General features: G+C 72.4%; 26 protein-coding genes. 17 read left to right on the forward strand and 9 right to left on the reverse strand.

Annotation, left to right across the window (positions count from 1 at the left end):
- The first annotated feature begins 18 nt into the window (after positions 1-18).
- The 3 genes from Csp2054_RS12705 to Csp2054_RS12715 are packed head-to-tail and all read left to right on the forward strand — an operon-like array spanning position 19 to position 3,671.
- The gene (locus Csp2054_RS12705; RefSeq protein WP_255252733.1) at positions 19-3,171 is read left to right on the forward strand and encodes a GH92 family glycosyl hydrolase; all 3,153 of its coding nucleotides are present in this window, start codon (positions 19-21) and stop codon (positions 3,169-3,171) included.
- A gap of 34 nt (positions 3,172-3,205) precedes the next feature.
- Positions 3,206-3,424, forward strand: a complete 219-nt coding sequence (locus Csp2054_RS12710) for a hypothetical protein (protein WP_096899682.1) — start codon at positions 3,206-3,208, stop codon at positions 3,422-3,424.
- Positions 3,425-3,470: 46 nt separating this feature from the next.
- A complete protein-coding gene (locus Csp2054_RS12715) occupies positions 3,471-3,671 on the forward strand; it encodes a hypothetical protein (protein WP_141399263.1) in 201 nt (66 codons plus the stop codon).
- Between the two features lie 157 nt (positions 3,672-3,828).
- Here the strand turns inward: Csp2054_RS12715 and Csp2054_RS12720 are convergent, their stop codons facing one another.
- The 6 genes from Csp2054_RS12720 to Csp2054_RS12745 form a co-directional block, all read right to left on the reverse strand.
- Positions 3,829-4,338 (reverse strand): GNAT family N-acetyltransferase, encoded by a 510-nt coding sequence (locus tag Csp2054_RS12720; protein ID WP_096899684.1) that lies wholly within the window; start codon positions 4,336-4,338, stop codon positions 3,829-3,831.
- Positions 4,339-4,482: 144 nt separating this feature from the next.
- A complete protein-coding gene (locus Csp2054_RS12725) occupies positions 4,483-4,683 on the reverse strand; it encodes a hypothetical protein (protein WP_096899685.1) in 201 nt (66 codons plus the stop codon).
- Positions 4,680-5,456, reverse strand: a complete 777-nt coding sequence (locus tag Csp2054_RS12730; protein ID WP_176491692.1) for an Abi family protein — start codon at positions 5,454-5,456, stop codon at positions 4,680-4,682. Before Csp2054_RS12730 ends, Csp2054_RS12725 begins: the two co-directional genes overlap by 4 nt.
- A 189-nt stretch (positions 5,457-5,645) precedes the next feature.
- Positions 5,646-6,572 carry an aldo/keto reductase family oxidoreductase gene (locus Csp2054_RS12735; RefSeq protein ID WP_096899687.1) on the reverse strand — a complete coding sequence of 309 codons (927 nt, stop codon included), beginning with the start codon at positions 6,570-6,572 and terminating at the stop codon, positions 5,646-5,648.
- 86 nt (positions 6,573-6,658) lie between these two features.
- Complete coding sequence (locus Csp2054_RS12740) at positions 6,659-7,270, reverse strand: CG0192-related protein (RefSeq protein WP_096899688.1); 612 nt, start codon at positions 7,268-7,270, stop codon at positions 6,659-6,661.
- Positions 7,271-7,293: 23 nt separating this feature from the next.
- Complete coding sequence (locus tag Csp2054_RS12745; RefSeq protein ID WP_096899689.1) at positions 7,294-8,049, reverse strand: SDR family NAD(P)-dependent oxidoreductase; 756 nt, start codon at positions 8,047-8,049, stop codon at positions 7,294-7,296.
- Between the two features lie 34 nt (positions 8,050-8,083).
- Here Csp2054_RS12745 and Csp2054_RS12750 point away from each other — a divergent pair, with 34 nt between their 5' ends.
- On the forward strand, positions 8,084-8,926 hold the full coding sequence (locus tag Csp2054_RS12750; RefSeq protein ID WP_096899690.1) for a putative RNA methyltransferase: 843 nt from the start codon (positions 8,084-8,086) through the stop codon (positions 8,924-8,926).
- 25 nt (positions 8,927-8,951) lie between these two features.
- Positions 8,952-9,386: a hypothetical protein gene (locus Csp2054_RS12755; protein ID WP_096899691.1), complete on the forward strand. Its 435-nt coding sequence runs from the start codon at positions 8,952-8,954 to the stop codon at positions 9,384-9,386.
- 71 nt (positions 9,387-9,457) lie between these two features.
- On the opposite strand, the gene Csp2054_RS12760 is transcribed toward Csp2054_RS12755, so the two are convergent.
- Complete coding sequence (locus tag Csp2054_RS12760; RefSeq protein WP_096899692.1) at positions 9,458-9,877, reverse strand: VOC family protein; 420 nt, start codon at positions 9,875-9,877, stop codon at positions 9,458-9,460.
- Between the two features lie 61 nt (positions 9,878-9,938).
- Between Csp2054_RS12760 and Csp2054_RS12765 the strand changes: the two genes are divergently transcribed.
- The 8 genes from Csp2054_RS12765 (at position 9,939) to Csp2054_RS12800 (ending at position 19,681) form a co-directional block, all read left to right on the forward strand.
- The gene (locus Csp2054_RS12765; protein ID WP_096899693.1) at positions 9,939-10,880 is read left to right on the forward strand and encodes a helix-turn-helix transcriptional regulator; all 942 of its coding nucleotides are present in this window, start codon (positions 9,939-9,941) and stop codon (positions 10,878-10,880) included.
- 226 nt (positions 10,881-11,106) lie between these two features.
- Positions 11,107-11,196: a K(+)-transporting ATPase subunit F gene (gene kdpF, locus Csp2054_RS12770; protein ID WP_042724093.1), complete on the forward strand. Its 90-nt coding sequence runs from the start codon at positions 11,107-11,109 to the stop codon at positions 11,194-11,196.
- Entirely contained in the window at positions 11,196-12,884 is a 1,689-nt protein-coding gene (kdpA, locus tag Csp2054_RS12775; protein WP_096899694.1) for a potassium-transporting ATPase subunit KdpA, read from the forward strand. The genes kdpF and kdpA overlap by 1 nt, the downstream gene beginning before the upstream one ends.
- Positions 12,881-15,016 carry a potassium-transporting ATPase subunit KdpB gene (kdpB, locus tag Csp2054_RS12780; protein ID WP_096899695.1) on the forward strand — a complete coding sequence of 712 codons (2,136 nt, stop codon included), beginning with the start codon at positions 12,881-12,883 and terminating at the stop codon, positions 15,014-15,016. The genes kdpA and kdpB overlap by 4 nt, the downstream gene beginning before the upstream one ends.
- 1 nt (position 15,017) lies before the next feature.
- Positions 15,018-15,620, forward strand: coding sequence for a potassium-transporting ATPase subunit KdpC (gene kdpC / locus Csp2054_RS12785; RefSeq protein WP_096899696.1), 603 nt, complete (start codon positions 15,018-15,020; stop codon positions 15,618-15,620).
- 130 nt (positions 15,621-15,750) lie between these two features.
- The gene (locus Csp2054_RS12790; RefSeq protein ID WP_096899697.1) at positions 15,751-18,243 is read left to right on the forward strand and encodes an ATP-binding protein; all 2,493 of its coding nucleotides are present in this window, start codon (positions 15,751-15,753) and stop codon (positions 18,241-18,243) included.
- Positions 18,240-18,932, forward strand: a complete 693-nt coding sequence (locus tag Csp2054_RS12795) for a response regulator (protein WP_096899698.1) — start codon at positions 18,240-18,242, stop codon at positions 18,930-18,932. The genes Csp2054_RS12790 and Csp2054_RS12795 overlap by 4 nt, the downstream gene beginning before the upstream one ends.
- Before the next feature lie 83 nt (positions 18,933-19,015).
- The gene (locus tag Csp2054_RS12800) at positions 19,016-19,681 is read left to right on the forward strand and encodes a hypothetical protein (protein ID WP_096899699.1); all 666 of its coding nucleotides are present in this window, start codon (positions 19,016-19,018) and stop codon (positions 19,679-19,681) included.
- A gap of 133 nt (positions 19,682-19,814) precedes the next feature.
- Here the strand turns inward: Csp2054_RS12800 and Csp2054_RS12805 are convergent, their stop codons facing one another.
- Positions 19,815-20,411, reverse strand: a complete 597-nt coding sequence (locus Csp2054_RS12805) for a hypothetical protein (protein ID WP_096899700.1) — start codon at positions 20,409-20,411, stop codon at positions 19,815-19,817.
- 223 nt (positions 20,412-20,634) lie between these two features.
- Here Csp2054_RS12805 and Csp2054_RS12810 point away from each other — a divergent pair, with 223 nt between their 5' ends.
- From Csp2054_RS12810 to Csp2054_RS12825, 4 genes are read left to right on the forward strand one after another with little or no spacing between them, the layout of a single operon-like run.
- Positions 20,635-21,114 (forward strand): helix-turn-helix transcriptional regulator, encoded by a 480-nt coding sequence (locus Csp2054_RS12810; RefSeq protein WP_096899701.1) that lies wholly within the window; start codon positions 20,635-20,637, stop codon positions 21,112-21,114.
- The gene (locus tag Csp2054_RS12815) at positions 21,101-21,607 is read left to right on the forward strand and encodes a GNAT family N-acetyltransferase (RefSeq protein ID WP_255252734.1); all 507 of its coding nucleotides are present in this window, start codon (positions 21,101-21,103) and stop codon (positions 21,605-21,607) included. Before Csp2054_RS12810 ends, Csp2054_RS12815 begins: the two co-directional genes overlap by 14 nt.
- A complete protein-coding gene (locus tag Csp2054_RS18180; protein WP_176491693.1) occupies positions 21,604-22,689 on the forward strand; it encodes a bifunctional GNAT family N-acetyltransferase/class I SAM-dependent methyltransferase in 1,086 nt (361 codons plus the stop codon). Before Csp2054_RS12815 ends, Csp2054_RS18180 begins: the two co-directional genes overlap by 4 nt.
- Positions 22,686-23,426, forward strand: a complete 741-nt coding sequence (locus Csp2054_RS12825) for an alpha/beta hydrolase (protein WP_176491694.1) — start codon at positions 22,686-22,688, stop codon at positions 23,424-23,426. Before Csp2054_RS18180 ends, Csp2054_RS12825 begins: the two co-directional genes overlap by 4 nt.
- Here the strand turns inward: Csp2054_RS12825 and Csp2054_RS12830 are convergent.
- Positions 23,368-23,835 (reverse strand): NUDIX domain-containing protein, encoded by a 468-nt coding sequence (locus Csp2054_RS12830; RefSeq protein ID WP_096899703.1) that lies wholly within the window; start codon positions 23,833-23,835, stop codon positions 23,368-23,370. The genes Csp2054_RS12825 and Csp2054_RS12830 overlap by 59 nt on opposite strands.
- Between the last annotated feature and the right edge of the window lie 43 nt (positions 23,836-23,878).

Here is a 23,878-nt window from a genome sequence, read left to right on the forward strand (position 1 = left end):
AGCAAATAGGCTCGTCGGGTGGATGAGCTGCAACGGAGCGGTGGGCCGACGACGGCCGTCGCGGCACGCAACGGCGTCGGCTTCACGTCGGCCGAGGCCTGGCTGGTCGAACGGCCTCTCGGCGGCAGCTCCGTCGAGCGGGTCGTGCCCGGGTTCGCGGGACGGGTGATCGAGCCCGGTGACGAACTGTCGTGGGTCTGGTTCCCCGAACGGACCCTCCCGGCCGGGCTGACCGAGCCCGCGGAGGCGGATCTGCAGCACTTCTGGGACGCCACCGCGTTCTCCGTCGACCTCGTCTGCACCGACGGCACCCGGCTGAGCGACACGGCAAGGGACCAGTACGGAGACGCCCTGACCCCGGAGGCCCAGGACGCCGCCCGCAAGCAGTGGGTCGACCAGTGGAACCGTCGGGCCGTCGACCTCACGCCGCTCGCCGGTCGCGTCGTGGACCGCCTGGAGGCGCGGCTCGGCTCCGCCACGCCGCACCCGTCCGGCGACGGCGCACGTCCGGCGCTCCGCGGCTGGCTCGACGACGTCCGGCTCGGTCCGGCGCGCCCGACCCCGACGACGCCGCTCGACCACGTCCGCACCACCCGCGGCACCCAGGCGTCCTCCCGGTTCTCCCGCGGCAACAACGCCCCGCTCGTGGGACTGCCGCACGGCGGGGTGTTCGGCCTGCCGATGACCGACGCGTCGAGCAACCGGTGGCCGTACGCGTACCAGGAGCACTCGCGGGTCGAGGGCGACCGGGTCCGTCCGGCGATCCAGGCCTTCGCGACGAGCCACCTCCCGTCGCCGTGGATGGGGGACCGCGGCGTCTTCCAGGTCATGCCCTCCCCGCTCGACACCCCGGACCCCGACCGGTCGGCGCGGGCCCTCGGGTTCGACCACGACGACGAACGCGACGGGCCGCACCGGTACCGGGTGGCGCTCGACCACGGCGTGACGGCGGAGGTGACCGCGGGGGAGTTCGCCCTGGGCTTCCGGTTCACCGGCACCCGCAGCGTCGTGCTCGACCACCACGGCCGGGTCACCGACGTCACGGTGACGGTCACGGACGGGGTCGCCGTCGTCGAGTGCCTGCTGGACGACCGGCCCGGCACCCCGTCGCACCACGTCCACCTCCGGGTACCCGGCGTCACCGCGGACCACACCACGGTGACGGACCACGAGCTCCGCGGCTGGTTCACCGTGGACGGTGACGTGGACGTGCTGCTCGGCATCTCGACGGTCTCGGCGGAGGACGCTCGCGCGAACCTCGCCGCCGCCGGGGACTTCGACGCGATGCACGCCCACGCCGAGGAGCGCTGGACCGCCGAGCTGTCGACGATCGCCTTCGAGGGAGCCACCCCGGACCAGCTGACGTCGCTGTGGTCGGGCCTGTACCGGCTCTTCCTCTACCCGAACCGTGCCGGCGAGACCGCCCGCGACGGCGTCCCGCGTCACCGGTCCCCGTACGGCTCCGTGCAGGACTCCCCGATCCGTGACGAGCCCGGACCCGAGGTCGTCGAGGGACCGTTCACCACCACGAACGGGTTCTGGGACACCTACCGGACCGCCTGGCCGCTGCTGGCGCTCCTCACCCCGGAGACCGCGGGAGAACTCGCGCAGGGCTTCGTCGAGCACCACCACGACGGTGGGTGGACGCCCCGGTGGAGTGCCCCCGGCGCCGAGGACTGCATGACCGGCACCACGAGCGACACCGTCTTCGCCGACCTCGCCACGAAGGGCATCGGCGGCTTCGACCTGGCGGCGGCGTACCGGAGCGCGCTGCGCAACGCGACCGTCCCGCCGCGGGACGAGCGTGTCGGACGCAAGGGGAGCCTCCCGGGCGCCTTCCGCGGCCACGTCGACACCGCGACCCACGAGGGGATGAGCTGGACCCTCGACGCGGCGATCAACGACTGGGGGCTCGCCGTGATGGCGAGCCTGCTCGCCTCCCGGGCGCGGGACGGCGCCGAGCTGGCCCGCTACGAGGCCGAGGCGGAGTGGTTCTCGCGGCGGTCGCTGCAGTACCGCAACGTGTTCGACGCCGAGCGTGGGTTCTTCATCGGCCGCGACCCGGACGGCTCGTGGCGGGTCGGCGCCGAGTTCGACCCGCGCGACTGGGGCGACGACTACACCGAGACGAACGCGTGGGGCACCGCGTTCACCGCTCCCCACGACGGCGACGGCGTCGTCGACCTGCACGGCGGGCCCGCTCGGTTCGACGCCGCACTCGACGCGTTCTTCGCCACGCCGGAGACCGGCGCGACGGCCCGGTCCGGCTCCTACGGCTTCCCGATCCACGAGATGACCGAGGCCCGCGACGTCCGGATGGGCATGCTCGGCATGTCGAACCAGCCAGCGCACCACATCCCGTTCTTCCCGATGTTCACGGGCCGGCACGACGACGCGCACCGCATCGTGCGGTCGGTGCTCGAGCGCCTGTTCGTCGGCTCCGACCTCGGCCAGGGCTACCCCGGCGACGAGGACAACGGCGAGATGAGCGCCTGGTACGTCTTCGCGACGATCGGCCTCTACCCGCTGGCGCCGGCGACGGGCACCTACGTGCTCGTGCCGCCGTCGGTCCGGCGCACGGTGCTGCGGCCGGGAGGCTCGGAGACCGTCATCGAGGTCGTGTCCGGTCCGGTGGGCGGGTACGTCGCGTCGGTGACGGTCGACGGTGCGCCGTGGGAGTCGGTGAGCATCCCGCACGAGGTCGTGGTCGCTGCGTCGCGCATCGAGTTCACGCTGTCCGCCGAGCCCACCGGGTGGGCGTCGGACACACGGCCGGTGTCGGCGTCCGAGCTGCACGGGTACCGGGACGTGCCGCGCGACCTGCTGCCGGTGGGTGCTGCGCTGGTGGGCGCTGCGCCGGTCGGTGCTTCCTCGTTGTGCGACGACACCGGGCGGACGACCACGGCGCTCGCCGCCAATTCCTCGGTGACGTTCGACGTCCCGCCGACCCCAGCGTCCCTGTACACCGTGACCGTCGAGGCTCCGGGGACGTACTCGTGGGACGTCACGCTCGGTACCGCGGCCGTGTCGGTACGCGACGCCGAGTTCGCGTGGGCCGGGCAGACGCGGGTCTTCCGGCTGCAGGGAACGGGGTCGACGTTCACCATGTCGGCCGTGACCGACCTTGCCCTGACGCAGCTCGAGCTGATCGCGGAGGACGGACAGCGTTGACCCGGCGTTCACCGATCGGGAGCATGCTCGGGCCATGTCGATGAGCGCACCCTTCGATCCCGAGCAGCCCGACGCGTCCGTCCCCGTCGACGGCAGTGACCCCACCGAACTCGAGGTGGAGGAGGAGCGCGGGGCCGATGCCGGCGACCCGAGCGTCTCCCCGGTCGACCACCGCGACGAGGACGAGGCCGGCGGCGGACCGGTGTTCCGACGTCCGCGGGCCGGCGACCGGCTGCACCCCGACGACCTCTGACGCGCTTCTTGGCGGATTGCCATGCGGGTCGGGCATGCTCTGCCGCATGTCGATCGCGAACTCCTGGGACCCCTCCGGCGGCCGGGCCATCCCTGAGGACCAGGTGAAGGAAGACGGACTCGAACTCGACGAGGAGACCGCCGCCGAGCTCGGCATCTCGTTCGACGTCGTCGGCGGTGCGTCCGCCGACCCGGCGCGCGTGTCGCCGGTGGACGTCGCCGTGCCGTCACCCCCGACCGAGGACTGACGCCCGGCGCGCGGTGTTCCCTGGGTGCCGTCGTGGAGCGTTGTGCGCATCGAATCTGCACAACCGAAGTCATGCCGAACCGCGAAGATCCGCGGTTCGGCATGCCTTCGGTTGTGCGCGGGCGTGCCGCGCCTGCCGCGCCCGTGGCGCACGTCGGTTAGCGCGAGTACTTGAACCCGACGTGCGACCCGACGAACCCGAGGCGTTCGTAGAACCGGTGAGCGTCCGTCCTGGCGGCGTCGGACGTCAGCTGCACCACCGATGCCCCGAGCGCCGGAGCGGCCTCGTCCGTCACCCACCGCATCAGTGCCGTGCCGATCCCACCGGACCGCTGCGTGCTCCGGACCCGCACGGCCTCGACGAGCAGCCGGGTGGCGCCTCGTCGGGCCATCCCCGGGATCCGGGTGAGCTGGAACGTCCCGACGAGTGCACCGGACTCGTCCTCGGCGACGAGCAGTCCGTTCGCGGGGTCGTCAGCGACCGCGCGCAGTGCCGCGGCGTAGCGCGGGCGGTCCTCCGGGGCGGCGACGTCGCCGCGCGCCGCGCTGACCGGGTCGTCCGACAGCAGCGCGACGAGTGCATCGAGGTCATCGTCCGTGACGCTCCGGAGCGTCACCTCCCCTGCGGGCGTGGAGAGTCGGACCGGGAGCGCGAGTTCGGAGAGCACACCTCCACCCTGCCGCACGGCGCCTCCGGTGGCCGGTCCGCTCGCGGGTGGCCGATCCGCTCGTGGGTTGCCGAATCGCTCGTAGGTGACCGAATCGCTCGTAGGAGGTTGTTTCTTCCGGCCTCCTACGAGCGATCCGGCTTTCTACAGCAGGCGCGATGGGACGGAACACTCGTCCGACAGCCAGTCGGACGGCTGGTCGAGCGCGACGACCCCGAACGCGAGCACGTCGACACCGCTCGCGACCGGGTCCGAACCACCGTGGTGGGCACCCGCCTGGCCGGTCCGCCGGGCCTGGTCCGACTCCTCGTCCGCCCGTCGGTGTGACTCACGGGCGCAGCTCAACGGCGATGAGGTCGTTTCAGGCCGTCTTGCCAGACGGGATGCCGGTCCACGAGGTCGAGCAGAGACTCGGAGTAGCCAGAGTCGCGCCGGATGCCGTCGACCAGGGAGGCAAGCGTGACGATGAGCCCCCACATCGTCTGTCGGTAGATCGACCGGTCCGGGTCACGCTGCAGGGGTCGCGGGACCTGGAGGGGAACCGTCGGGACCCGGTTCCACAGCCGGCCGTGGTGCGCGCACACGTTCTGGAGCACGGCGAGTGCTCGGACAGCCGACTCCGTCCGTTTCGGGTCGAGGCCGAACGACTTCGCGACGCTGTAGCGGACGTCGCCATCGTCGATGAGGCGGTGGATCTTCGACACCGCACCGAACGTCAGCGCTTCGACGGCTGCCCAGACGGGGACGGGGACACCTCGCCGCGTGTGGTGCGCGATGAAGTCTTCCTTCGACCGTCGGAGTTCGCGTCGGACGTCGAGGAGGAGTTCATCGCGGAGTTCGACGATCTGCCCGTCGCGAGCGACGACCTGTGCGCAGTACGCGTTGCGTCGGAGGTACGAGGTGGGCGACTCGATGTCATCGAGCGTCGCGTCTGGGCGGAACCGGTCGTCACCGAGGTGCGGAGCGACTTGGAAGTAACGCCAGTAGCCGGAGAGCCGGTAGTAGCCGTGGCTCATGAGGAGCCGTGCGAGTCGATTCCGCTCCCCAGCACCGAGACGAAGCCCCCGCGACTCGAGGAGATCGATCTGTTCGGCGATCGTGCGCGCTGGTTTGGACACGGGATGATCGTGGCACCGGTACATCACCGTACAGAAAAGCCCCGCCGGTCTTGGGGAAGCTCACGCTCTAGCCCTGGCGGGGTCTGTTGCTGTCAGTCTAGCAGTGCTCGCGGAAGCGGCGAAGAACCCTGCCGCCGACGTCCGTGGTACACGATCCTGCAGCGTGGACGTCGGCGGCCAGGACGAGGGTCAGGGGACCGTGTGACCCGCCGCCGTGAAGATCCGGTACCACTCCTCGCGCGAGAGCTCCACGTCCGAGCCGGCCGCCGAGTCCCGCACCCGCTGCGGGTTCGTGGTGCCGAGGACCACCTGGAAGTGCGCCGGGTGCCGGGTGATCCACGCCACGGCGATGCCCGTCGGGGTGACGCCGTGCGCCGCCGCGACCTCGTCGAGCACGTCGTTCAGCTCGGCGTAGTGCTCGCGGTCGCCGAGGAAGACGCCGTCGAAGAAGCCCTTCTGGAACGGCGACCACGCCTGCAGCGTGATGTCGTTGATGCGCGAGTGGTTGAGGATGTCGTTGTCCCGGTCGACGGACTGGTCGAGCCCGCCCATGTTCGCCGCGACGCCCTGCGCGATGACGTTCGCGTGCGTGATGCTCAGCTGCACCTGGTTGAACGCGAGCGGCTGGTTCACCGAACGACGCAGCAGGTCGACCTGGCCGGGCGTGTGGTTCGAGACACCGAAGTGGTGCACCTTGCCCGCGGCGTGCAGCTCGTCGAACGCCTTGGCGACCTCCTCCGGCTCCACGAGGGCGTCGGGGCGGTGCAGCAGCAGGACGTCGATGTAGTCGGTACGGAGCGCAGCGAGCGACTCCTCGACCGACGAGATGATGTGCTCGTACGAGAAGTCGAAGTACCCCTGGCGGATCCCGACCTTCGTCTGCAGCTGGATCTCCGCGCGCTCGGACGACGACAGCGTCACTGCCTCGCCGAAGCGCTGCTCGCATCCGTGCCAGCCGCCGTAGATCGCCGCGTGGTCGAACATCGTGACGCCCGCGTCACGCGACGCCGAGTAGAGGGCACGGATGCCCTCGTCGCTCATGTCGTTGATCCGCATCAGCCCGACGATGACGTCGCAGGCGGTGAGGTCGGTCTGTGGCAACTCCAGTGTCTTCACGCCGACGATCCTGCCAGCCGGACGGAGCCCGCGGCAGGCCCTGCCGGTACCCCCGGCCGCCCGAGGATCGGACGGAGCAGGAGCGGTCAGTCGGCGAGCACCACGAGGACGCCGGAGCCGGTCGGCCAGGTCGCACGGAGCGTCTCGCCGGACGGCACGGGCGACCCGACGACCCGCAGGACGACGAGCTCGCCGTGGCCGGTGTCGATCGTCGTCTCGCCCTCCTCGGTCCGGGTGTCGACCGCGGTCACGGTGGGCGACGACGGTGCCGAGCCGCTGCCGACCGCCGTGCACTCCTTCTCCCACGAGCCGGACCCGTCCGCCTGCACGAGGTCGGCCTCGTGGCCGCCGGTCGCGATCGTGCGGCGCACGACGTCGGCGTAGACCGGGTCGCCGGCAGCGTCGTACACCCAGCGTCGGCCGAGGACGGAGTGGTCCATCTCGGTCACGAGGAACGCCTCCGCCCGGTCGAGCGGCGCTCCGCGGTAGGTCAGCGGCGTGTGCAGGAGCCGACCCGACGTGGTGCGGACCACGATCGTCTCGATGCCGACCTCGCCGGCCGGGTCGTCGAGACGGAAGCGCCCGACGACCTCCACGTCCTCGCCGGGGGTGACGCCGCTCCACGGCTGGGACGGCAGCCAGGCGGCGAGCGCCTCGGCCTTGGACGGTCGGAGTTCCGCGCGGTGGATGATCGCCATGCGACGAACCTACCGAGCGACGCTCAGTGCACCGAGAACCCGCCGTCGACCGCGATCGACTGTCCCGTCACGTAGGCGGACCCGTGTCCCGCGAGGAACACCGCCGCTGCGGCGAAGTCGGCGGCGACCCCGTTGCGGCCGACGAGCGTCCGCGCGGCGAGCCGCTCGACGGTCGCCGGGTCCGCACTCAGGCGACGGTTCAACGCGGTCTGCACGAAGCCGGGCACGAGCACGTTCGAGGTGACCCCCTGCGCAGACCAGGCCTCGGCCTGCGACCTGGCCAACGCCTCCAGTCCGGCCTTGGAGACCCCGTACGCGCCGCTCGCCGCGAAGGGCCGATGAGCCTGTTGCGAGCTGATGCTGATGATGCGGCCGTGTCCCCGTGCTGCCATGCCGGGCGCGAGGCGCTGTCCGAGGACGAACGGGGCGTCGAGGTTCACCCGCATCGTCGCGTCCCACGTGTCCTCGTCGAGCTCGGCCATGGGCGGCCGGAGGTTGATGCCCGCCGAGTTGACGAGGACGTCGATCGGACCGACCGCGTCCGCGAGACGGTGGGCACCGGCACGGGTGGAGAGGTCCGCGACGACGCCCTCGGCCGAGCCGCCCGCGCTCCGGACGGCGGCGACCGTCTCGTCGATCGCCGAGCCGGTCCGTGCCGCGACGACGACAAGCGCACCGGCGTCCGCGAGGGCCTCCGCGATCGCTCGGCCGATCCCGGAGCTCCCGCCGGTGACGAGTGCGGTGCGGCCGTCGAGGCCGAAGAGCTGCTGCAGCGACATCCGGTCAGGCTACCGACGGCCCTACGCTGGACGGGTGCGCGACGACCTCCTCCCTGTGCTCGCGTGCCCCGTCTGCGCCGAGCCGCTCGGTCGAGTCGACGGGCAGGTCGGGTGCACGAACGGACACCGGTTCGACGAGGCCAAGCAGGGGCACCTGACGCTCCTGCCCGCCCGCCGTCGCGCCCTCACCGCGGACACGCCGGAGATGGTCGACGCGCGCATGCGTTTCCTCGGTCGCGGGCACTACGCCCCCGTCGAGCGGGGGCTCGCCGAGGTCGTCGTGGCGACGACGGCTCCGGGGATCGTCCTCGACGTCGGTTCCGGGCCGGGTACCTACCTCGCGCAGGCGCTGCGCGCGGCGGACGGGAGGCCCGTGGCCGGCTCCGCCACGGCGCCCACCGAGCGACTCGGGGTCGCGCTGGACCTGTCCGCGGTCGCGATCCGGCGTGCGGCACGTGTCCACGAGCGGGCGGGAGCCGTCGTCGGGGACGTGACCGAGCGCCTCCCGGTCGTCGACGGCGCTGCCGCGGTCCTGCTGGACGTCTTCGCACCGCGCAACCAGACGGAGTACGCCCGGGTCCTGCACCCCGACGGCGTGCTCGTCGTCGTGACACCGCGGGCCGGCCACCTGGCGGAGCTGGCGGAGGCGACGATCTCCGTCGACCCGGAGAAGGAGCGGCGCCTGCACGACTCGCTGTCGCCGTCGTTCGTGCGTCGGTCGTCCGAGGACCTGACGTGGACGATGCAGCTCGGTGCCGAGGACGTCCACGACGTCGTGCACATGGGTCCGAGCCACCACCACGTGCCCGCGGGGACGGTCTTCGCGCCCGCATCGGTGACCGCGGCGGTGACGATCAGCACGTGGTCTCGCTCCTGAGCCGTCCTCGGTGCAGGATGACCCCATGATCAGGAGCCGCCTCGTCGCCGCCCTCGTCCTGACGGTCGCAGTGGGCAGCGCCCTCTCGGGGTGCACCTCGTACCCGGTGTCCGGTCCGACGGCTGGCTGCGTCCCGCGGTTCACGGTGACGCCGGACACCGTCCGGGCCGGCGACACCGTGACGTTCGCCACGACGGACGAGTGCGACGTGGAGGTGCCCGACGGCGGGTGGCGGATCGAGGTGCAGCACGGGGGCGAGGACGTGCCCGAGGACACCGCGTTCGCCGATGCCGCGCGTTCGGACGACGCGTTCGACGGATCGTGGTCGGTGTCCGTCCCCGTCCCGTCGGACATCGAGCCCGGGGACGCCTGGGTCTCGATCCGGAACTGGGACTACTCGACGTGCCCGGACGACGCGAGCTGCGCGGGTCCGTCGCAGGACCTCACGATCGAGCGCTGACCCTCAGCCACCCCGGCCAGCCCGCCGACGTGCGGCATGCGCACGGGGGCGGGTCAAGGGCCGGAACGACGTCAGCCCTGCGGGCCGGCGACGTCGAGCGCCCAGATGACGCCGAACCGGTCCCGGAGCTGCCCGGCGAGCGGCGCCCACGCGGACGGGCCGAGCGGCTGCCGGACCTCGGCGCCGTCGAGCAGGCCGTCCCAGTACCGCTCGACCTCGGCCGCGTCGTCGCCGTGCACGTACACGTAGAACGCGTTGCTGCCCTGGTCCCAGGGCTGCCCGGGCCACACGTCGAACGCCATCACCCGCAGCCCGGTGTCGTTCGTCACCTGACCCCACACGATGCGGTCGGCCCAGGCGGGTTCGTCGGTGGCGCCCATCGCGCCGTAGGTCATGGACGCCACCGTGCCGCCGAACACCGCGGCGTAGTGGTCGAGGGCCTCGCGGGCCTGTCCGTCGAAGTTGAGGTGGGTCGTGGTCTCGATGCTCATGGGACGAGCTTGACGCCGGAAGCGGTCAGATCGTGACCGCTTCTCGACGGATACTGGTGCCGTGCCCGCTCCGTCCTCCCGCATGCTCACGCTGCTGTCCCTGCTGCAGGTGCACCGGGACTGGCCGGGCGACGAGCTCGCCGGCCGCCTCGAGGTCAGCCCGCGCACACTCCGACGCGACGTCGACCGGCTCCGCGGCCTCGGGTACCGCATCGATGCCCTCCGCGGCCCGTCGGGCGGCTACCGCCTCGCGCCCGGCGCGGACCTCCCGCCGCTGCTGTTCGACGACGACCAGGCGGTCGCGATCGCCGTCGCGTTGGCGGTCGCTCCCGCGTCCGGTGCCGACATCGTCGAGGGTGCGGTGCGGGCGCTCGCGACGATCCGGCAGGTCCTGCCCGTGCGGCTCCGGCACCGCATCGGCGCGGTGGACGTCACGACGACGGCCGCGCGGACCACCGTCGATCCGGAGGTCCTCGTGCAGGTCGGTCGCGCGGTGTCCGCCCGCGAGGTCCTGCGCTTCGGGTACGGACCGGACGAGCACCCCCGCAGGGTCGAGCCGCACGCCCTCGTCGCCCGCTCCGGGCGCTGGTACCTGCTCGCCTGGGACCCCGAGCGCACCGACTGGCGGACGTTCCGGGTCGACCGCATCGCGCCGCGGCAGCCGACGCGGCTGCGCTTCACGCCGCGACCCGTCCCGGGCGGGGACGCCGCGGCGTTCGTGGCCGCCCGCTTCAAGGGCTCGGACGTGGAGGACGTCTGGCCGTGCACCGGCACGGTCGAGCTGCGCTGCCCGGCCACGGCGATCGAGCCCTGGCTCGATGCGGACGCGAAGCTCGTCGCGGTGGACGCGGAGCGCTGCCGCCTGACGACCGGCTCGTGGTCGTGGGAGGCGCTGGCCGCGCGGTTCGCGGGCTTCGGGGTCGACTTCACCGTGGTCGGGCCGCCGGCCCTCCGCGCGGCGGTCGCGGCCGTCGCCGACCGCCTGCACGCAGCGGGGCGTTAGGACCGCGCATGCGTCCGTCAGGACGCCGTCAGGAATCCGTTAGCGACGGCCTGGAGGCACGACACCGGTCGCACCATCGGTGACGCACCAGGAATGGTGCGGCCCGCACCGCCCGGTGGCGGGCCCGTGCAACCTACGGAGTCCAAGTGTTCGACGTGTTCGTCGTCGCCGGTGTCCTCGCCGTGTTCGGCCTGGTCGCCCTCATCGCCAAGGGGGTGGAGCGGCTGTGATCGGCATCACCATCGCCGCGGCCGTCCTCGGCGTCGCCGCTGTCGTCTACCTCGTCTGGGCGCTCGTGCGCCCGGAGAAGTTCTGATGGGCTCCGCGGCCGACACCTGGGCCGGCATCGCCCAGGTCGCCACGCTCGTCCTGCTCCTCGTCGCCGCGTACCGCCCGGTCGGCGACTGGATGGGCCGCGTCTACACGAAGCCCGAGCACAGCCGGGTCGAACGCGGCGCCTACCGGATCATCGGCGTCGACCCCAACGCCGAGCAGTCCTGGCCCGCGTACCTGCGCGGCGTGCTGCTCTTCAGCGTCGTCGGCGTGCTCGTCGTCTACCTGCTGCAGCGCATCCAGGTGGTCCTGCCGGGCGACCTCGGCCTGCCGGACGTCGGGCCGTCGCTCGCGTTCAACACGGCGGTGTCGTTCGTCACCAACACGAACTGGCAGTCGTACTCGCCGGAGGCGACCCTCGGGCTCACCGTGCAGATGGCGGGGCTCGCCGTGCAGAACTTCCTGTCCGCCGCCGTGGGCATGGCCGTCGCGGTCGCGTTGGTCCGCGGACTGGCGGCACGGCGTTCCGGCACGATCGGCAACGTCTGGGTGGACATCGTCCGGACGCTCGGGCGGATCCTGCTCCCCGGCGCGTTCGTGTTCGCGATCGTCCTGATCGCGGGCGGTGTCGTGCAGTCGTGGGGGAGCGGCACCGACGTCGCCACGCTCGCCGGCGGGACGCAGCACATCCCCGACGGGTTCGTCGCCTCGCAGGAGGCGATCAAGGAGCTCGGCACGAACGGCGGCGGGTACTTCAACGCGAACTCCTCGCACCCGTTCGAGAACCCGCAGGCGTGGACGAGCCTCGTCGAGGTGTTCCTCATGCTCGTCATCCCGTTCTCGCTCCCGCGCACGTTCGGGAAGATGGTCGCCGACAAGCGTCAGGGGTACGCGATCCTCGCCGCGATGGCGGTGATCTTCCTCGTCTCGCTCGTCGCGATGACCCTCGCCGAGCTCGCCGCCGGCGGCACCGCGACCCAGGCCGCCGGTGCCGCGATGGAGGGCAAGGAGGCGCGCTTCGGCGTCCTCGGCACCACGCTGTTCGACACGACGTCGACCATCACCTCCACCGGAGCGGTGAACGGCATGACCGACAGCTTCACGCCGATCGGCGGCATGATGGCGATGCTCAACATGATGCTCGGCGAGATCGCGCCCGGCGGTGTGGGATCCGGCCTGTACGGCATGCTCGTGCTCGCGGTGATCACGGTGTTCATCGCCGGACTGCTCGTCGGCCGCACGCCCGAGTACCTCGGCAAGCGCATCGGCTCCCGTGAGATCCGGATGGCGGCGCTGTACATCCTCGTCACCCCGACGCTCGTGCTGGTCGGCACCGCGCTGTCGCTCCTCATCCCGGGGGTCCGGGAGCAGGTGCTCGGCACGTCGCTGTTCAACCCGGGCAACCACGGGCTGTCGGAGCTGCTCTACGCGTTCACCAGCGCGGCGAACAACAACGGCTCGGCGTTCGGCGGCCTGACCGCGAACACCACGTGGCTCAACTCGTCCCTCGCGGTGGCGATGGCCCTCGGGCGCTTCCTGCCGATGGTGTTCGTCCTCGCCCTGGCCGGCTCGTTCGCCGCCCAGGACCGTGTCCCGATCACCTCCGGCACGCTGCCCACCCACCGGCCGCTCTTCGTCGGCCTCCTCGTCGGTGTCGTCGTCATCGTCACCGCACTCACCTACTTCCCGGTGCTCGCACTGGGACCGCTCGCAGAAGGCCTCACCCGATGAACGCCCCGTCGACGACCGAACCGTCCACCTCCCGCGCCGACGAGGCGGAGGCGACCACCGCCTCCCGGTCGGCCACCTCGTCCGCCTTCGGGCCCCGCCAACTGGTGGCGGGCCTCCCGGGCGCGCTCCGCAAGCTCGACCCGCGCCTGATGTGGCGCAACCCCGTGATGTTCATCGTCGAGGTCGGTGCCGCGCTGACGACCGTCTCGAGCGTCGTGGAGCCGTCCGGCTTCACGATCGCGATCGCGGTGTGGCTCTGGCTGACGGTCGTGTTCGCGAACCTGGCCGAGTCCGTGGCCGAGGGCCGTGGCAAGGCGCAGGCCGACACGCTCCGCAAGACCCGGTCGACCACGAGCGCCCGCCGCGTGCTGCGGTACGACGCGTCGGCCGACCCGGCCGCCACCGGCAACGAGACCGAGGAGGTCGCGTCCGTCGACCTCGCGAAGGGCGACGTCGTCGTGGTGGTCGCCGGTGAGGTCATCCCCGGCGACGGCGACGTCGTGGACGGCATCGCCTCCGTCGACGAGTCCGCCGTCACGGGCGAGTCCGCGCCCGTGATCCGCGAGTCCGGCGGCGACCGCAGCGCCGTGACGGGCGGTACGCGGGTGCTCTCGGACCGAATCGTCGTGCGCATCACGTCGACACCGGGCGAGACCTTCATCGACCGGATGATCCGGCTCGTCGAGGGCGCCGCACGGCAGAAGACGCCCAACGAGATCGCGCTGAACATCCTGCTGGCGTCCCTGTCGATCGTCTTCGTGATCGTCTGCCTGACCATGCAGCCCATCGCCGGCCTCGTCGGAGCGACCGTGAGCATCCCGGTCCTCATCGCCCTGCTCGTCTGCCTCATCCCGACCACGATCGGCGCCCTGCTCTCCGCGATCGGCATCGCCGGCATGGACCGCCTCGTGCAGCACAACGTGCTCGCGATGTCCGGGCGCGCGGTCGAGGCCGCGGGTGACATCACCACGCTGCTGCTCGACAAGACCGGCACGATCACGTACGGCAACCGGCGTGCGTCCCGTGTCGTGCCGGTGCCGGGCGTCACGGAGGCCGCGCTCATGGAGGCCGCAGCGCTGTCGAGCGCGGCGGACTCCACGCCCGAGGGCCGCTCGATCGTCGACCTGGCCGGGGAGGCCGGGATCGGCGCCGGACTCCCGGTCGGTGCCGTCGAGGTGCCGTTCACCGCGCAGACCCGCATGTCCGGTCTCGACCTGACCGACGGCACCGAGGTCCGCAAGGGTGCCGCGTCGGCGGTGCTCGCCTGGGCGGCCGCGTCCTCGTCGGCACCGGAGGCGCACGTCGTGTCCGCGATCGACACGACGGTGGCCGAGGTCTCCGACCAGGGCGGTACCCCGCTCGTCGTGGCCCGCCGCTCGCCGGACGGGGCGGTCACCTTGCTCGGCGTCGTGCACCTGAAGGACGTCGTGAAGGACGGCATGTCCGCCCGGTTCGCGCAGCTCCGCGAGATGGGGATCCGCACGGTGATGATCACCGGCGACAACCCCCGCACGGCGAAGGCCATCGCGGCCGAGGCCGGCGTCGACGACTTCCTCGCCGAGGCCACGCCGGAGGACAAGCTCGCGCTGATCCGCAAGGAGCAGGAGGGCGGCAACCTCGTCGCGATGACGGGCGACGGCACGAACGACGCCCCGGCCCTGGCGCAGGCGGACGTCGGCGTCGCGATGAACACCGGCACCACGGCGGCGAAGGAGGCGGGCAACATGGTCGACCTCGACTCGGACCCGACCAAGCTCATCGACGTCGTCCGCATCGGCAAGCAGCTGCTCATCACCCGCGGTGCACTCACCACGTTCTCGATCGCCAACGACGTCGCGAAGTACTTCGCGATCATCCCGGCGATGTTCCAGGCGGCGTTCCCGGGCCTGGCGGCGCTGAACATCATGGGCTTGCACAGCCCGTCGTCCGCCATCCTGTCCGCCGTCGTCTTCAACGCGCTCGTCATCGTGGCGCTCATCCCGCTGTCGCTGCGCGGCGTCAAGTACCGCGCCGCCTCGGCGTCGTCGATCCTCGGCCGCAACCTGCTCGTCTACGGGCTCGGCGGCGTGATCGTCCCCTTCATCGGCATCAAGCTGATCGACCTCGTGGTCGGTCTCATCCCGGGGTTCTGACATGGCTTCCTCCCGTTCCTTCCTCCGTTCCACCGGTGTGGCCGTCCGCCTCACCCTCCTCTGCACCGTCGTCCTCGGCGTCGCCTACCCGCTCGCGGTGTGGGGCGTCGGCCAGGCGGCGTTCCACGACCAGGCCAGCGGATCGATGGTCACCGACTCGTCCGGCAAGGTCGTCGGGTCGTCCCTCATCGGCCAGTCGTTCGACGGGTCCGGCTCCGCCCGCTGGTTCCAGTCCCGCCCGAGCGCCGCGGGTGAGAAGGGCTACGACGCGAACGCCTCCAGCGGCTCGAACCTCGGGCCGAACAACCCGGACCTGCTGAAGGCGATCGAGGAGCGCAAGGCCGCGATCGCGAAGGCCGACGGCGTCCCCGAGTCATCGGTGCCGGCGGACGCGGTCACCGCCTCGGGCTCCGGCCTCGACCCGGACATCAGCCCGGAGTACGCGATGCTGCAGGTGTCGCGCGTGGCGGAGGCCCGCGGGCTCTCGGAGTCGACGGTCCGGGCGCTGGTCGAGCAGCACACCGAGTCGCGGCAGCTCGGGTTCCTCGGCGAGCCCGTGGTGAACGTCCTCGAGCTGAACCTGGCGCTGGCGAAGGCGTCCTGACGGTGCCCGGGAACCAGGTTCCGGACACAACACCGCGAAGAAGCGTGGTGCTGTGTCCGGAACCTGGTTCCGGCGGGCGCCCCACGAGCGCCATACCCCATCACGACACCGAACGCGGGAGGATGAGCACGTGAGACGAGGCAAGCTGCGGGTGCTCCTCGGGGCAGCGCCCGGGGTCGGCAAGACCTTCACGATGCTCGAGGAAGGGCACCGACTCCGCTCGGAGGGGCGTGACGTCGTGGTCGCCGTCGTCGAGACCCACGAGCGCGCTGCGACCGCCGCCCTCGTCGAGGGGCTCGAGGTCGTCCCCCGCCGCGTGGTGGAGCACCGCGGGGTCGAGCTCGACGACATGGACCTCGACGCCGTCATCGCCCGCCAGCCCGACGTCGCCCTGGTCGACGAACTCGCGCACACGAACGCGCCCGGGGGCCGGCACGACAAGCGCTGGCAGGACGTCCAGACCCTCCTCGAGGCCGGCATCTCGGTGGTGAGCACCGTCAACGTCCAGCACATGCAGTCCCTCAGCGACGTGGTGCGGGAGATCACCGGCACCGTCCAGCGGGAGACCGTGCCGGACGCGGTGGTCCGGGCCGCCGACCAGATCGAGGTCGTCGACCTGGCGCCCGCCGCCCTCCGCGAACGGCTCTCCGACGGCCTGGTGTACCCGGCCGCCCGGGTCGACGCCGCCCTGTCGAACTACTTCCGGCTCGGCAACCTCACGGCACTGCGCGAGATCGCCCTGCTCTGGCTCGCCGACGAGGTCGACGACGCCCTCCGCGCCTACCGCGCAGAGCACGGCATCGAGCACCGCTGGGAGGCCCGCGAACGCGTCCTCGTCGCACTGACCGGTGGTCCGGAGGGCGAGACGCTCCTCCGCCGCGGCGCGCGGATCGCCGCCAGGAGCGCCGGCGGGGAACTCGCGGCCGTGCACGTCACCTCCAACGACGGACTCCGCGAACGCCACCCCGGCGCCCTCGGCAAGCAGCGCGCCCTGCTCGAGCAACTCGGCGGGACCTACCACCAGGTGGTCGGCGACGACGTCCCGACGACGCTCGTGCGGTTCGCGAAGTCGATCGACGCGACGCAGATCGTCATCGGGGTGAGCCGCCGCAGCCGCCTGGTCGCCGCGCTCACCGGCCCCGGCATCGGCACCACGGTCATCAGCGAGTCCGGGGACATCGACGTGCACGTCGTCACCCACGAGCGCGCCGGTGGCGGGTTCGCCCTGCCCCGACTCGGCGGCAGCCTGTCCCGGAGCCGGATCGTCGCGGCGTTCGTGCTCTCCCTCGTCGCCGGACCGCTGCTGACCTGGCTGCTGTCGTTCGGCACCGACCCGGACGCGATAACGGTCGACGTGCTCTCGTACCAGCTGCTCGTGCTCGTCGTGGCGCTCGTCGGCGGCATGTGGCCGGCCGTGTTCGCCGCCGTGCTCTCCGGCCTGAGCCTCGACTTCTTCTTCGTGCAACCCCTCTACATGGTCACCGTCCAGCAGCCGTGGCACCTCGTGGCCCTCGTCATGTACGTGGTCAGCGCCGTGCTCGTGAGCTTCGTGGTGGACCGCTCGGCGCGCCGCTCCCGAGCCGCCCGACGGGCCGCAGCCGAGTCGGGACTCCTGGTCGGGATCGCCGGCAGCGTCCTCCGCGGCGACGACGCCCTCCAGGCCCTCCTCGACCGCACGCGGGAGGCCTTCGGGTTCGCGGGCGTCCGCATCCGCCAGGGCGACGAGGTGCCGGCCACCTCCGGGACGTTCGGCGACGCACCGGACGCCACCACGAGCCTCCCGTCCGGCGCCGTGCTCGAGTTCGCCGGCGCACCCGACGACCCGACCCAGCGTCGGCTCCTGCGCGTCGTCGAGCAGCAGCTCGACGCCGCGGTGGAGCACCGCGAGCTCACCAGGACCGCCGTCGACGCGGAACGGATCGCCGCGGCGGACCGCGTCCGCAGTGCGATCCTCGCTGCCGTCGGCCACGACGTGCGGCGACCCATCGCGGCCGCCTCGGCGGCCGTGCAGACCCTCCGGGCCGCGGACATCACGCTCTCCGACACCGACCGGGAGGCACTGCTCGCGACCGCCGACGAGAGCCTGCGACAGCTCGCGGTGCTGTTGGCCGACCTGCTCGACGTGAGCCGCGTGCAGGCGGGGGTGCTCGCCGTCACCCCGGTGCCGATCGCGCTCGAGACGGTGGTCGCCCCGGCGCTCGACAAGCTCGAGCTCGGACCGGAGGACGTCGACCTCGACCTGCCGGCCGACCTGCCGCCCGTCCTGGCCGACGCGGTCCTGCTGCAGCGCGTCGTCGTGAACCTGCTCGCGAACGCCAGCCGCTACGCCCCGGACGGCACCCGCGTCCGGGTCGCCGCGAGCGCGTTCGGCGGCGGGGTGGAGCTCCGGGTCGCCGACCACGGTCCGGGCATCCCCGCCGACCGTCGCGACGAGGTCTTCCAGCCGTTCCAGCGGCTCGGCGACACCGACAACGACACCGGGCTGGGGCTCGGACTCGCCCTCGCCCGGGGGTTCACCGAGGGCATGGGCGGCACGATCGAGGTCGACGACACCCCCGGCGGCGGACTCACCGTCGTCGTCCGCCTGCCGATCGCCGGACACGTCGGAGTGGAGGTCCTGTGAGCACCAAGGTCCTGATCGCGGACGACGACGCGCAGCTCGTCCGTGCGCTCGCCGTGACCCTGACCGCGCGCGGGTACGACGTCGTCACCGCGCGGGACGGTCGCGCCGCCCTCGACGTCGTCATCACCGAGCGACCCGACCTGGTGCTGCTCGACCTCGGCATGCCCCGGCTCGACGGCATCGGCGTGCTCGAGGGCCTGCGCGCCTGGACGCAGGTGCCCGTGCTCGTGCTGTCCGGCCGGACGGACTCGTCCGACAAGGTCGACGCGCTCGACGCCGGCGCGGACGACTACGTGACGAAGCCGTTCCAGATGGACGAACTCCTCGCCCGGCTCCGGGCCCTCGGTCGTCGGCGGGTGACGACCCTCGACGAGGCACCGACCATCGCGATCGGCGACTTGTCGGTGGACCTCGTCGCGAAGCAGGTGACCCAGCGCGAGGGGCCCGCGATCCGGCTCACCCCGACCGAGTGGCGGCTGCTCGAGGTGCTCGTGACGAACCCCGACCGGCTGATGACCCGCGAGATGCTCCTCACCGAGGTGTGGGGTCCGTCACACGGCAACGACTCCGGCTACCTCCGGCTCTACATGGCGCAGCTCCGACGGAAGCTCGAGCCCGATCCCGCGAACCCCCGGTACCTCCGCACCGAGTCCGGCATGGGCTACCGGTTCAGCCCGAACCCGTCCTGAGCAGGCGTTGCTCGGCTCACCGCGTGTGCCATATGCTGAAATGTTGTATGTACACTGGTGGTTCCTCAATGAAAGGAACCACCATGCGCAACTCTGTGCTCCTGTCCGCGGCGCTCGCCGCGGGCTGCCTGGCAGCGGTCATCGTCCCGTCTCTCGCCGAGGCCGAGACGCCGGCGACGACCCCCGTCGCGGCCTCGAGTGCCGTCTCCGCAGCAGCGCCGACCCTGACCGCCGGTCGCACGTACACCCCGGGCGTGCCGCTCACGATCGCGGGCACGGCGACCCCGGCCGCGACCATCGACATCGTCATCCCCGGTGCCGGGATCCGCACCTCGACCAAGGCGGACGCTGCCGGACGCTTCACCACGACACTCTCGCGGACCTTCCAGACCGGCTCGTACGCGGGCAACACCGTGCGGGACGGCGCCACCGGTGCGACGCTCGGCTTCGACATCGCGCCGAGCAGTGGCTCGGTCGCTCCGGTCCCCGGGCAGCGCCCCGTGATCTCGAGCTCGACCTCCTACCGTCCGGGCATCCCGCTGACGATCGCCGGTCGAGCCACGCCGGGTGCCACGCTCGACGTGTTCGTGCCGGGAGCGGGCATCCGCGGCTCGGTCGTCGTCGCCGCGGACGGTTCGTTCTCGTACACGATGCCGCGGACCTTCCAGATCGGGTCGTTCCACAGCAACACCGTGACGGACCGTGCATCCGGTGCGGCGACGTCGTTCGAGATCGTCCCCGCTGCCTGATCGAGCCGAACGGACGAGGGCCCGGCGTGCTGTGACACGCCGGGCCCTCGTCCGTTCGTGCACCACGACGGTGGTCGACGCGACCGAGGCCCGGTGCGCTGTGACACACCGGGCCCCGTCAGCTGTCACGTGGTCAGCCGATGGTCCAGTACGCCGGAGCCGAGGTCTGGCCGCCGACCTCCTGCGTGATGGTCACACGACCGTGGAGGTCCCACAGTGGGACGAAGAAGAACCCGTTGCTCTGGGTGGTCGACGAGTGGCCGTCCTCGTCGGTGGCGGTGACGACCGCCCCGTTCACGGCCCGACCGCCGAGGAGCATGGTGTCGGCCAGGTGCAGGGTGTTGACCGGGCTCGGCGCCGCGGTGCCGTTCGTGCCCCAGGTGACGGCGGTGCTCGACGTGCCCGCCACGACCTGCGTCACGCGGAGCTGCGGCTGCAGCCCGTTGATGCTGGCGAACCACCAGCCGTCCGTGTCGGTGACCACGGTTCGGACGACGGTGCCGACCCGGTCGGTGACGACGACGGTCGCGCCCGTGATCCCTCGACCGCCGAGACGGCCGTCCGGGTCGATGTGCAGGGTGGTGACGGGTGCGACCGGGGCCTTCGCCGTCGCGGAGGTCGCGGCCGGGGCCGGCGTCGCCGCGGAGGCGGCCACTGCCGGGGCGAGGATCGCGGTGGCTGCGATGCAGGTGGCTGCCGCGGCGGTGGTGAGGACGCGGGATGCGCGCATGGTGTTCCTGTTCTTGTGTGTGGGGGTGCTGAAGACCAGCACTTCAGTATGTTGTATTCCACCTGATTGTCACCTGGTCCGAATGACACGGACCGGGTGCATCGCTCTCCGGCGGCACCGTGGCGGTGCCGTGACCGTGGCGGTCACGAGGCGGGTGCGTGACGGCCAGGTGGCGGGTCCGTGTCGTGGCGCTGTCACGTCCGACGTTCCTAGGCTCGGAGCCATGAACGAGATGCGGATCACCGCCCTCCGCCGCGAGCGGGGATGGACCCAGGAACGCCTGGCCGAGATGAGCGGCGTGGCCGTCCGGACCGTGCAGCGGGTCGAGAGCGGCAAGGACGCCAGCCTCGAGACCCTCGGCGCGATCGCCCGGGCCCTCGACGTGCCCGTGCGCGAGCTCTTCGCCGATGACGAGCCGGTCACGCTCGATCCCGCCGTGCGCGGTCTCGACGAGCGGACCGCCGCCGACCAGGCCGCGCGCGACCGGGTCGTCGCCGGGTTCTGGTCGCTGTACTCCGCGATCGGCATCGGGTTCGGGATCGTGACGACCCTGCTCGTGGTGCTGCGGACCTGGTCGCCGCTCGCGTTCCTCGCCGTCGGCGCCTACTGGGCGGTCGGGCGGTACCTCGGGCGGTTCGTCCTCGACGCCGTCGTCCAACCGCGTCTCGATCGCCGCTACCCGCTGTCCCGTGCCACGCCCTGACCCGACGACCCCGCTGTCGGTGGGCCCGGACGACCTCGACGGCGTCCGGGGCTTCCTGACCGCATGCGACCTGACGGTCGCCGGGCTGGGCGCTGCCGGCGTGCACCTGTGGGCGGTCCGTGACGCGGACGGCGCGATCGTCGCCACCACGGGGTACGAACGCTCTGCCGACGGGAGGCACGCCCTCCTCCGCAGCGTCGCCGTCGGGCCGTCGCGACGCGGCTCCGGCACCGGGACCCGCCTCGCCCGCTTCGCGATGCACGCGGCCGCGGCCGACGGCGCTGAGGTCGCCTGGCTGTTCAGCCGCCGCTCCGGCCCCTTCTGGCAGGCACTCGGCTTCGCCCCCGCGGACCGGGCCGAGCTCGCCGGCGCGCTGGCGGGGACCACGCAGGTGGAGCTCTTCCGGTCCTCCGGACAGCTCGACCGCGAGGTCGCCTGGACCCGACCGATCGGCCGGCAGTCCGTCGTGCCGGACGGTAGCGTCGGGGCGTGACGATCGAGCTCCGCCGGGTGACCGCCGACGACTGGGCCGACTGGCGGCCGGTCCGGCTGGCGGCGCTCGCCGACGCCCCGTACGCGTTCGGTTCCCGGCTCGCCGACTGGCAGGACGCCCCGGAGCACCGCTGGCGGAGCCGGCTCTCCGTCCCGGGCGCGCTGGACCTGCTCGCCGTCGACGGCACGACCGCGGTCGGGATGGCGAGCGGGATGCCCGACCCGGACGACCCCGCCCGCGTCGAGGTCGTGTCCGTGTGGGTCGCGCCCGCGGCTCGGCGATCCGGTGTCGCGCGGCACCTGCTCGACACCATCGCGCACTGGGCAGCCGACCGCGGTGCGCACGCACTCGAGCTGTCGGTGGTGCCGGACAACGCCGCCGCCCTCCGCGCCTACGAGCGTGCCGGGTTCGTGGCGACCGGGGAGTCCGGCGAGGCCCTGCCCGACGGCCGGCACGAACTCGTGATGCGACGTGACCTGACGGCCGAGCGGACCCTCCTGGCGTACGAGCGCGGAGCCGACCGCTACACGGCGCGGACCGACGACCACCGTGCCGGGCTCGTCGACGACCTCCTCGCCCTCGTGTCGCCCGGCGCACGTGTCCTCGAGCTCGGCTCCGGCCCCGGTCGTGACGCCGCGGCGCTCGAGGCGGCGGACTTGCACGTCGACCGCACCGACGGGGCGCGGGCGTTCGTCGACCGGCTCCGGGCGGAGGGGCACGACGCCCGGGTGCTCGACGTCCGGCGCGACGACTGGGGCGGTCCGTACGATGCGGTCTTCGCCAACGCGGTCCTCGTGCACGTCGAGCGCGCGGCGACCCCGGCGGTCCTCGGGCGGGCCCTCCACGCCGTCCGACCGGGAGGCGTGCTCGCCGCGACCGTCAAGCGCGGCGACGGCGCCGGGTGGAGCGACCGGAAGCTCGAGGACGAACGGTTCTTCACCTACTGGACCGAGCCCGACCTCGCCGCCTGCGTCCGTGCCGCCGGCTGGGACCGGGTGGAGGTCCGCGAGACCACCCGGCCCGGTGCCGAGGAACGCTGGCTCACCGTGACGGCCCGCAGGCCCGAGGAGGAACGACCGTGAACCGAGCACTCCGCGTCACCGCCTGGGTCGTCGCCGTCGTCGTCCTGCTCGCCGTCGTGTTCCTCGTGTACGCGAACATCGTCATGCAGGGCACGCGCAGCGCGGCGTTGCAGGTCTGGCGGGACGACCGGGTGTCGGTCCGCGACGCGGGGGACTCGGTCGTCATGACCCCGACGGGGCAGCCGGACGACAAGGGGATCGTCTTCATCCCCGGCGCGAAGGTCGACCCGTACGCCTACCTGGCGACCTTCCGGCAGGTCGTCGCGTCGGGCACCACGGTGGTCATCACGAAGCCGACGCTCAACCTCGCCTTCTTCGACACCCGGCCGCTGTCGACGTTCGAGGCGCACGCTCCGACGATCCGGACCTGGGCGGTGGGCGGCCACTCGCTCGGCGGAGTCCGTGCGTGCCAGCTCGCGAAGGACGCCGACGGCCTGCTGCTCCTCGGGAGCTACTGCGCGAACGACATCAGCCGCTCGTACATCCAGGTCCTCAGCGTCTCCGGCTCGCGCGACGGGCTCTCGACGCCGGCGAAGGTGGAGGCGGCACGGCACCTCCTGCCCTCGACCGCGACGATGGTCGAGGTCCAGGGAGCGAACCACGCCGACTTCGGCGCGTACGGCGACCAGCCGGGGGACCGGACCGCCACGATCTCGCGGGGCGACGCCCGGGCGCAGATCAGCGCGGCGATCGAGCGCTGGGTGCGGGTTCTGCCTCCGGGGACCGACCTGCGCTGACGGCCATCCGGACGGCCTCGACCGCGAGCGGCGGCACGAGCCCGACCGCCCCGAGGTCGTCGACCGGCACCCACGTCGGCCGGTAGCGGTTCGTCGGCGTCGCGCGACCCTGTTCCGGCGCGTCCCCGGCGAGCTCGGGGGCACCCGGTCCGGCCTCGACGTGCAGGTACAGGGCGGGTTCCTGCCGGTCGAGCCCGACCGGTAGGAGTGCGACGACGGTCCCGTCGAGCCCGGTCTCCTCGCGGAGCTCCCGGAGACAGGCCTGCTGCGGGGTCTCGCCCTCCTCGACGCCGCCGCCGGGCAGGACGGCGTACCGGCGTCCGTCCCTCTCGCGGAGGACGAGCAGCACGTCGTCGTCGCGGACCGCCACGGCGGCCGCTCGGAGCCGCAGTCGGGTGGAGCCGGTCACGTGGTCACCGTACGCGGTCCGGTCGCGGTGATCCGCGCCTCCC

It is taken from the genome of Curtobacterium sp. 'Ferrero' (assembly GCF_002412165.1).
In the GTDB taxonomy this organism is placed as follows: domain Bacteria; phylum Actinomycetota; class Actinomycetes; order Actinomycetales; family Microbacteriaceae; genus Curtobacterium.

Excerpts from the sequence above, each read along its gene's own strand:
- Csp2054_RS12710 (WP_096899682.1), top strand. The coding sequence starts at position 3,206 with ATGTCGATGAGCGCACCCTTCGATCCCGAGCAGCCCGACGCGTCCGTC.
- Csp2054_RS12715 (WP_141399263.1), top strand. The coding sequence starts at position 3,471 with ATGTCGATCGCGAACTCCTGGGACCCCTCCGGCGGCCGGGCCATCCCT.
- Csp2054_RS12740 (WP_096899688.1), bottom strand. The coding sequence starts at position 7,270 with ATGGCGATCATCCACCGCGCGGAACTCCGACCGTCCAAGGCCGAGGCG.
- Csp2054_RS12745 (WP_096899689.1), bottom strand. The coding sequence starts at position 8,049 with ATGTCGCTGCAGCAGCTCTTCGGCCTCGACGGCCGCACCGCACTCGTC.
- Csp2054_RS12755 (WP_096899691.1), top strand. The coding sequence starts at position 8,952 with ATGATCAGGAGCCGCCTCGTCGCCGCCCTCGTCCTGACGGTCGCAGTG.
- Csp2054_RS12760 (WP_096899692.1), bottom strand. The coding sequence starts at position 9,877 with ATGAGCATCGAGACCACGACCCACCTCAACTTCGACGGACAGGCCCGC.
- kdpA (WP_096899694.1), top strand. The coding sequence starts at position 11,196 with ATGGGCTCCGCGGCCGACACCTGGGCCGGCATCGCCCAGGTCGCCACG.
- kdpB (WP_096899695.1), top strand. The coding sequence starts at position 12,881 with ATGAACGCCCCGTCGACGACCGAACCGTCCACCTCCCGCGCCGACGAG.
- kdpC (WP_096899696.1), top strand. The coding sequence starts at position 15,018 with ATGGCTTCCTCCCGTTCCTTCCTCCGTTCCACCGGTGTGGCCGTCCGC.
- Csp2054_RS12800 (WP_096899699.1), top strand. The coding sequence starts at position 19,016 with ATGCGCAACTCTGTGCTCCTGTCCGCGGCGCTCGCCGCGGGCTGCCTG.
- Csp2054_RS12805 (WP_096899700.1), bottom strand. The coding sequence starts at position 20,411 with ATGCGCGCATCCCGCGTCCTCACCACCGCCGCGGCAGCCACCTGCATC.
- Csp2054_RS12810 (WP_096899701.1), top strand. The coding sequence starts at position 20,635 with ATGAACGAGATGCGGATCACCGCCCTCCGCCGCGAGCGGGGATGGACC.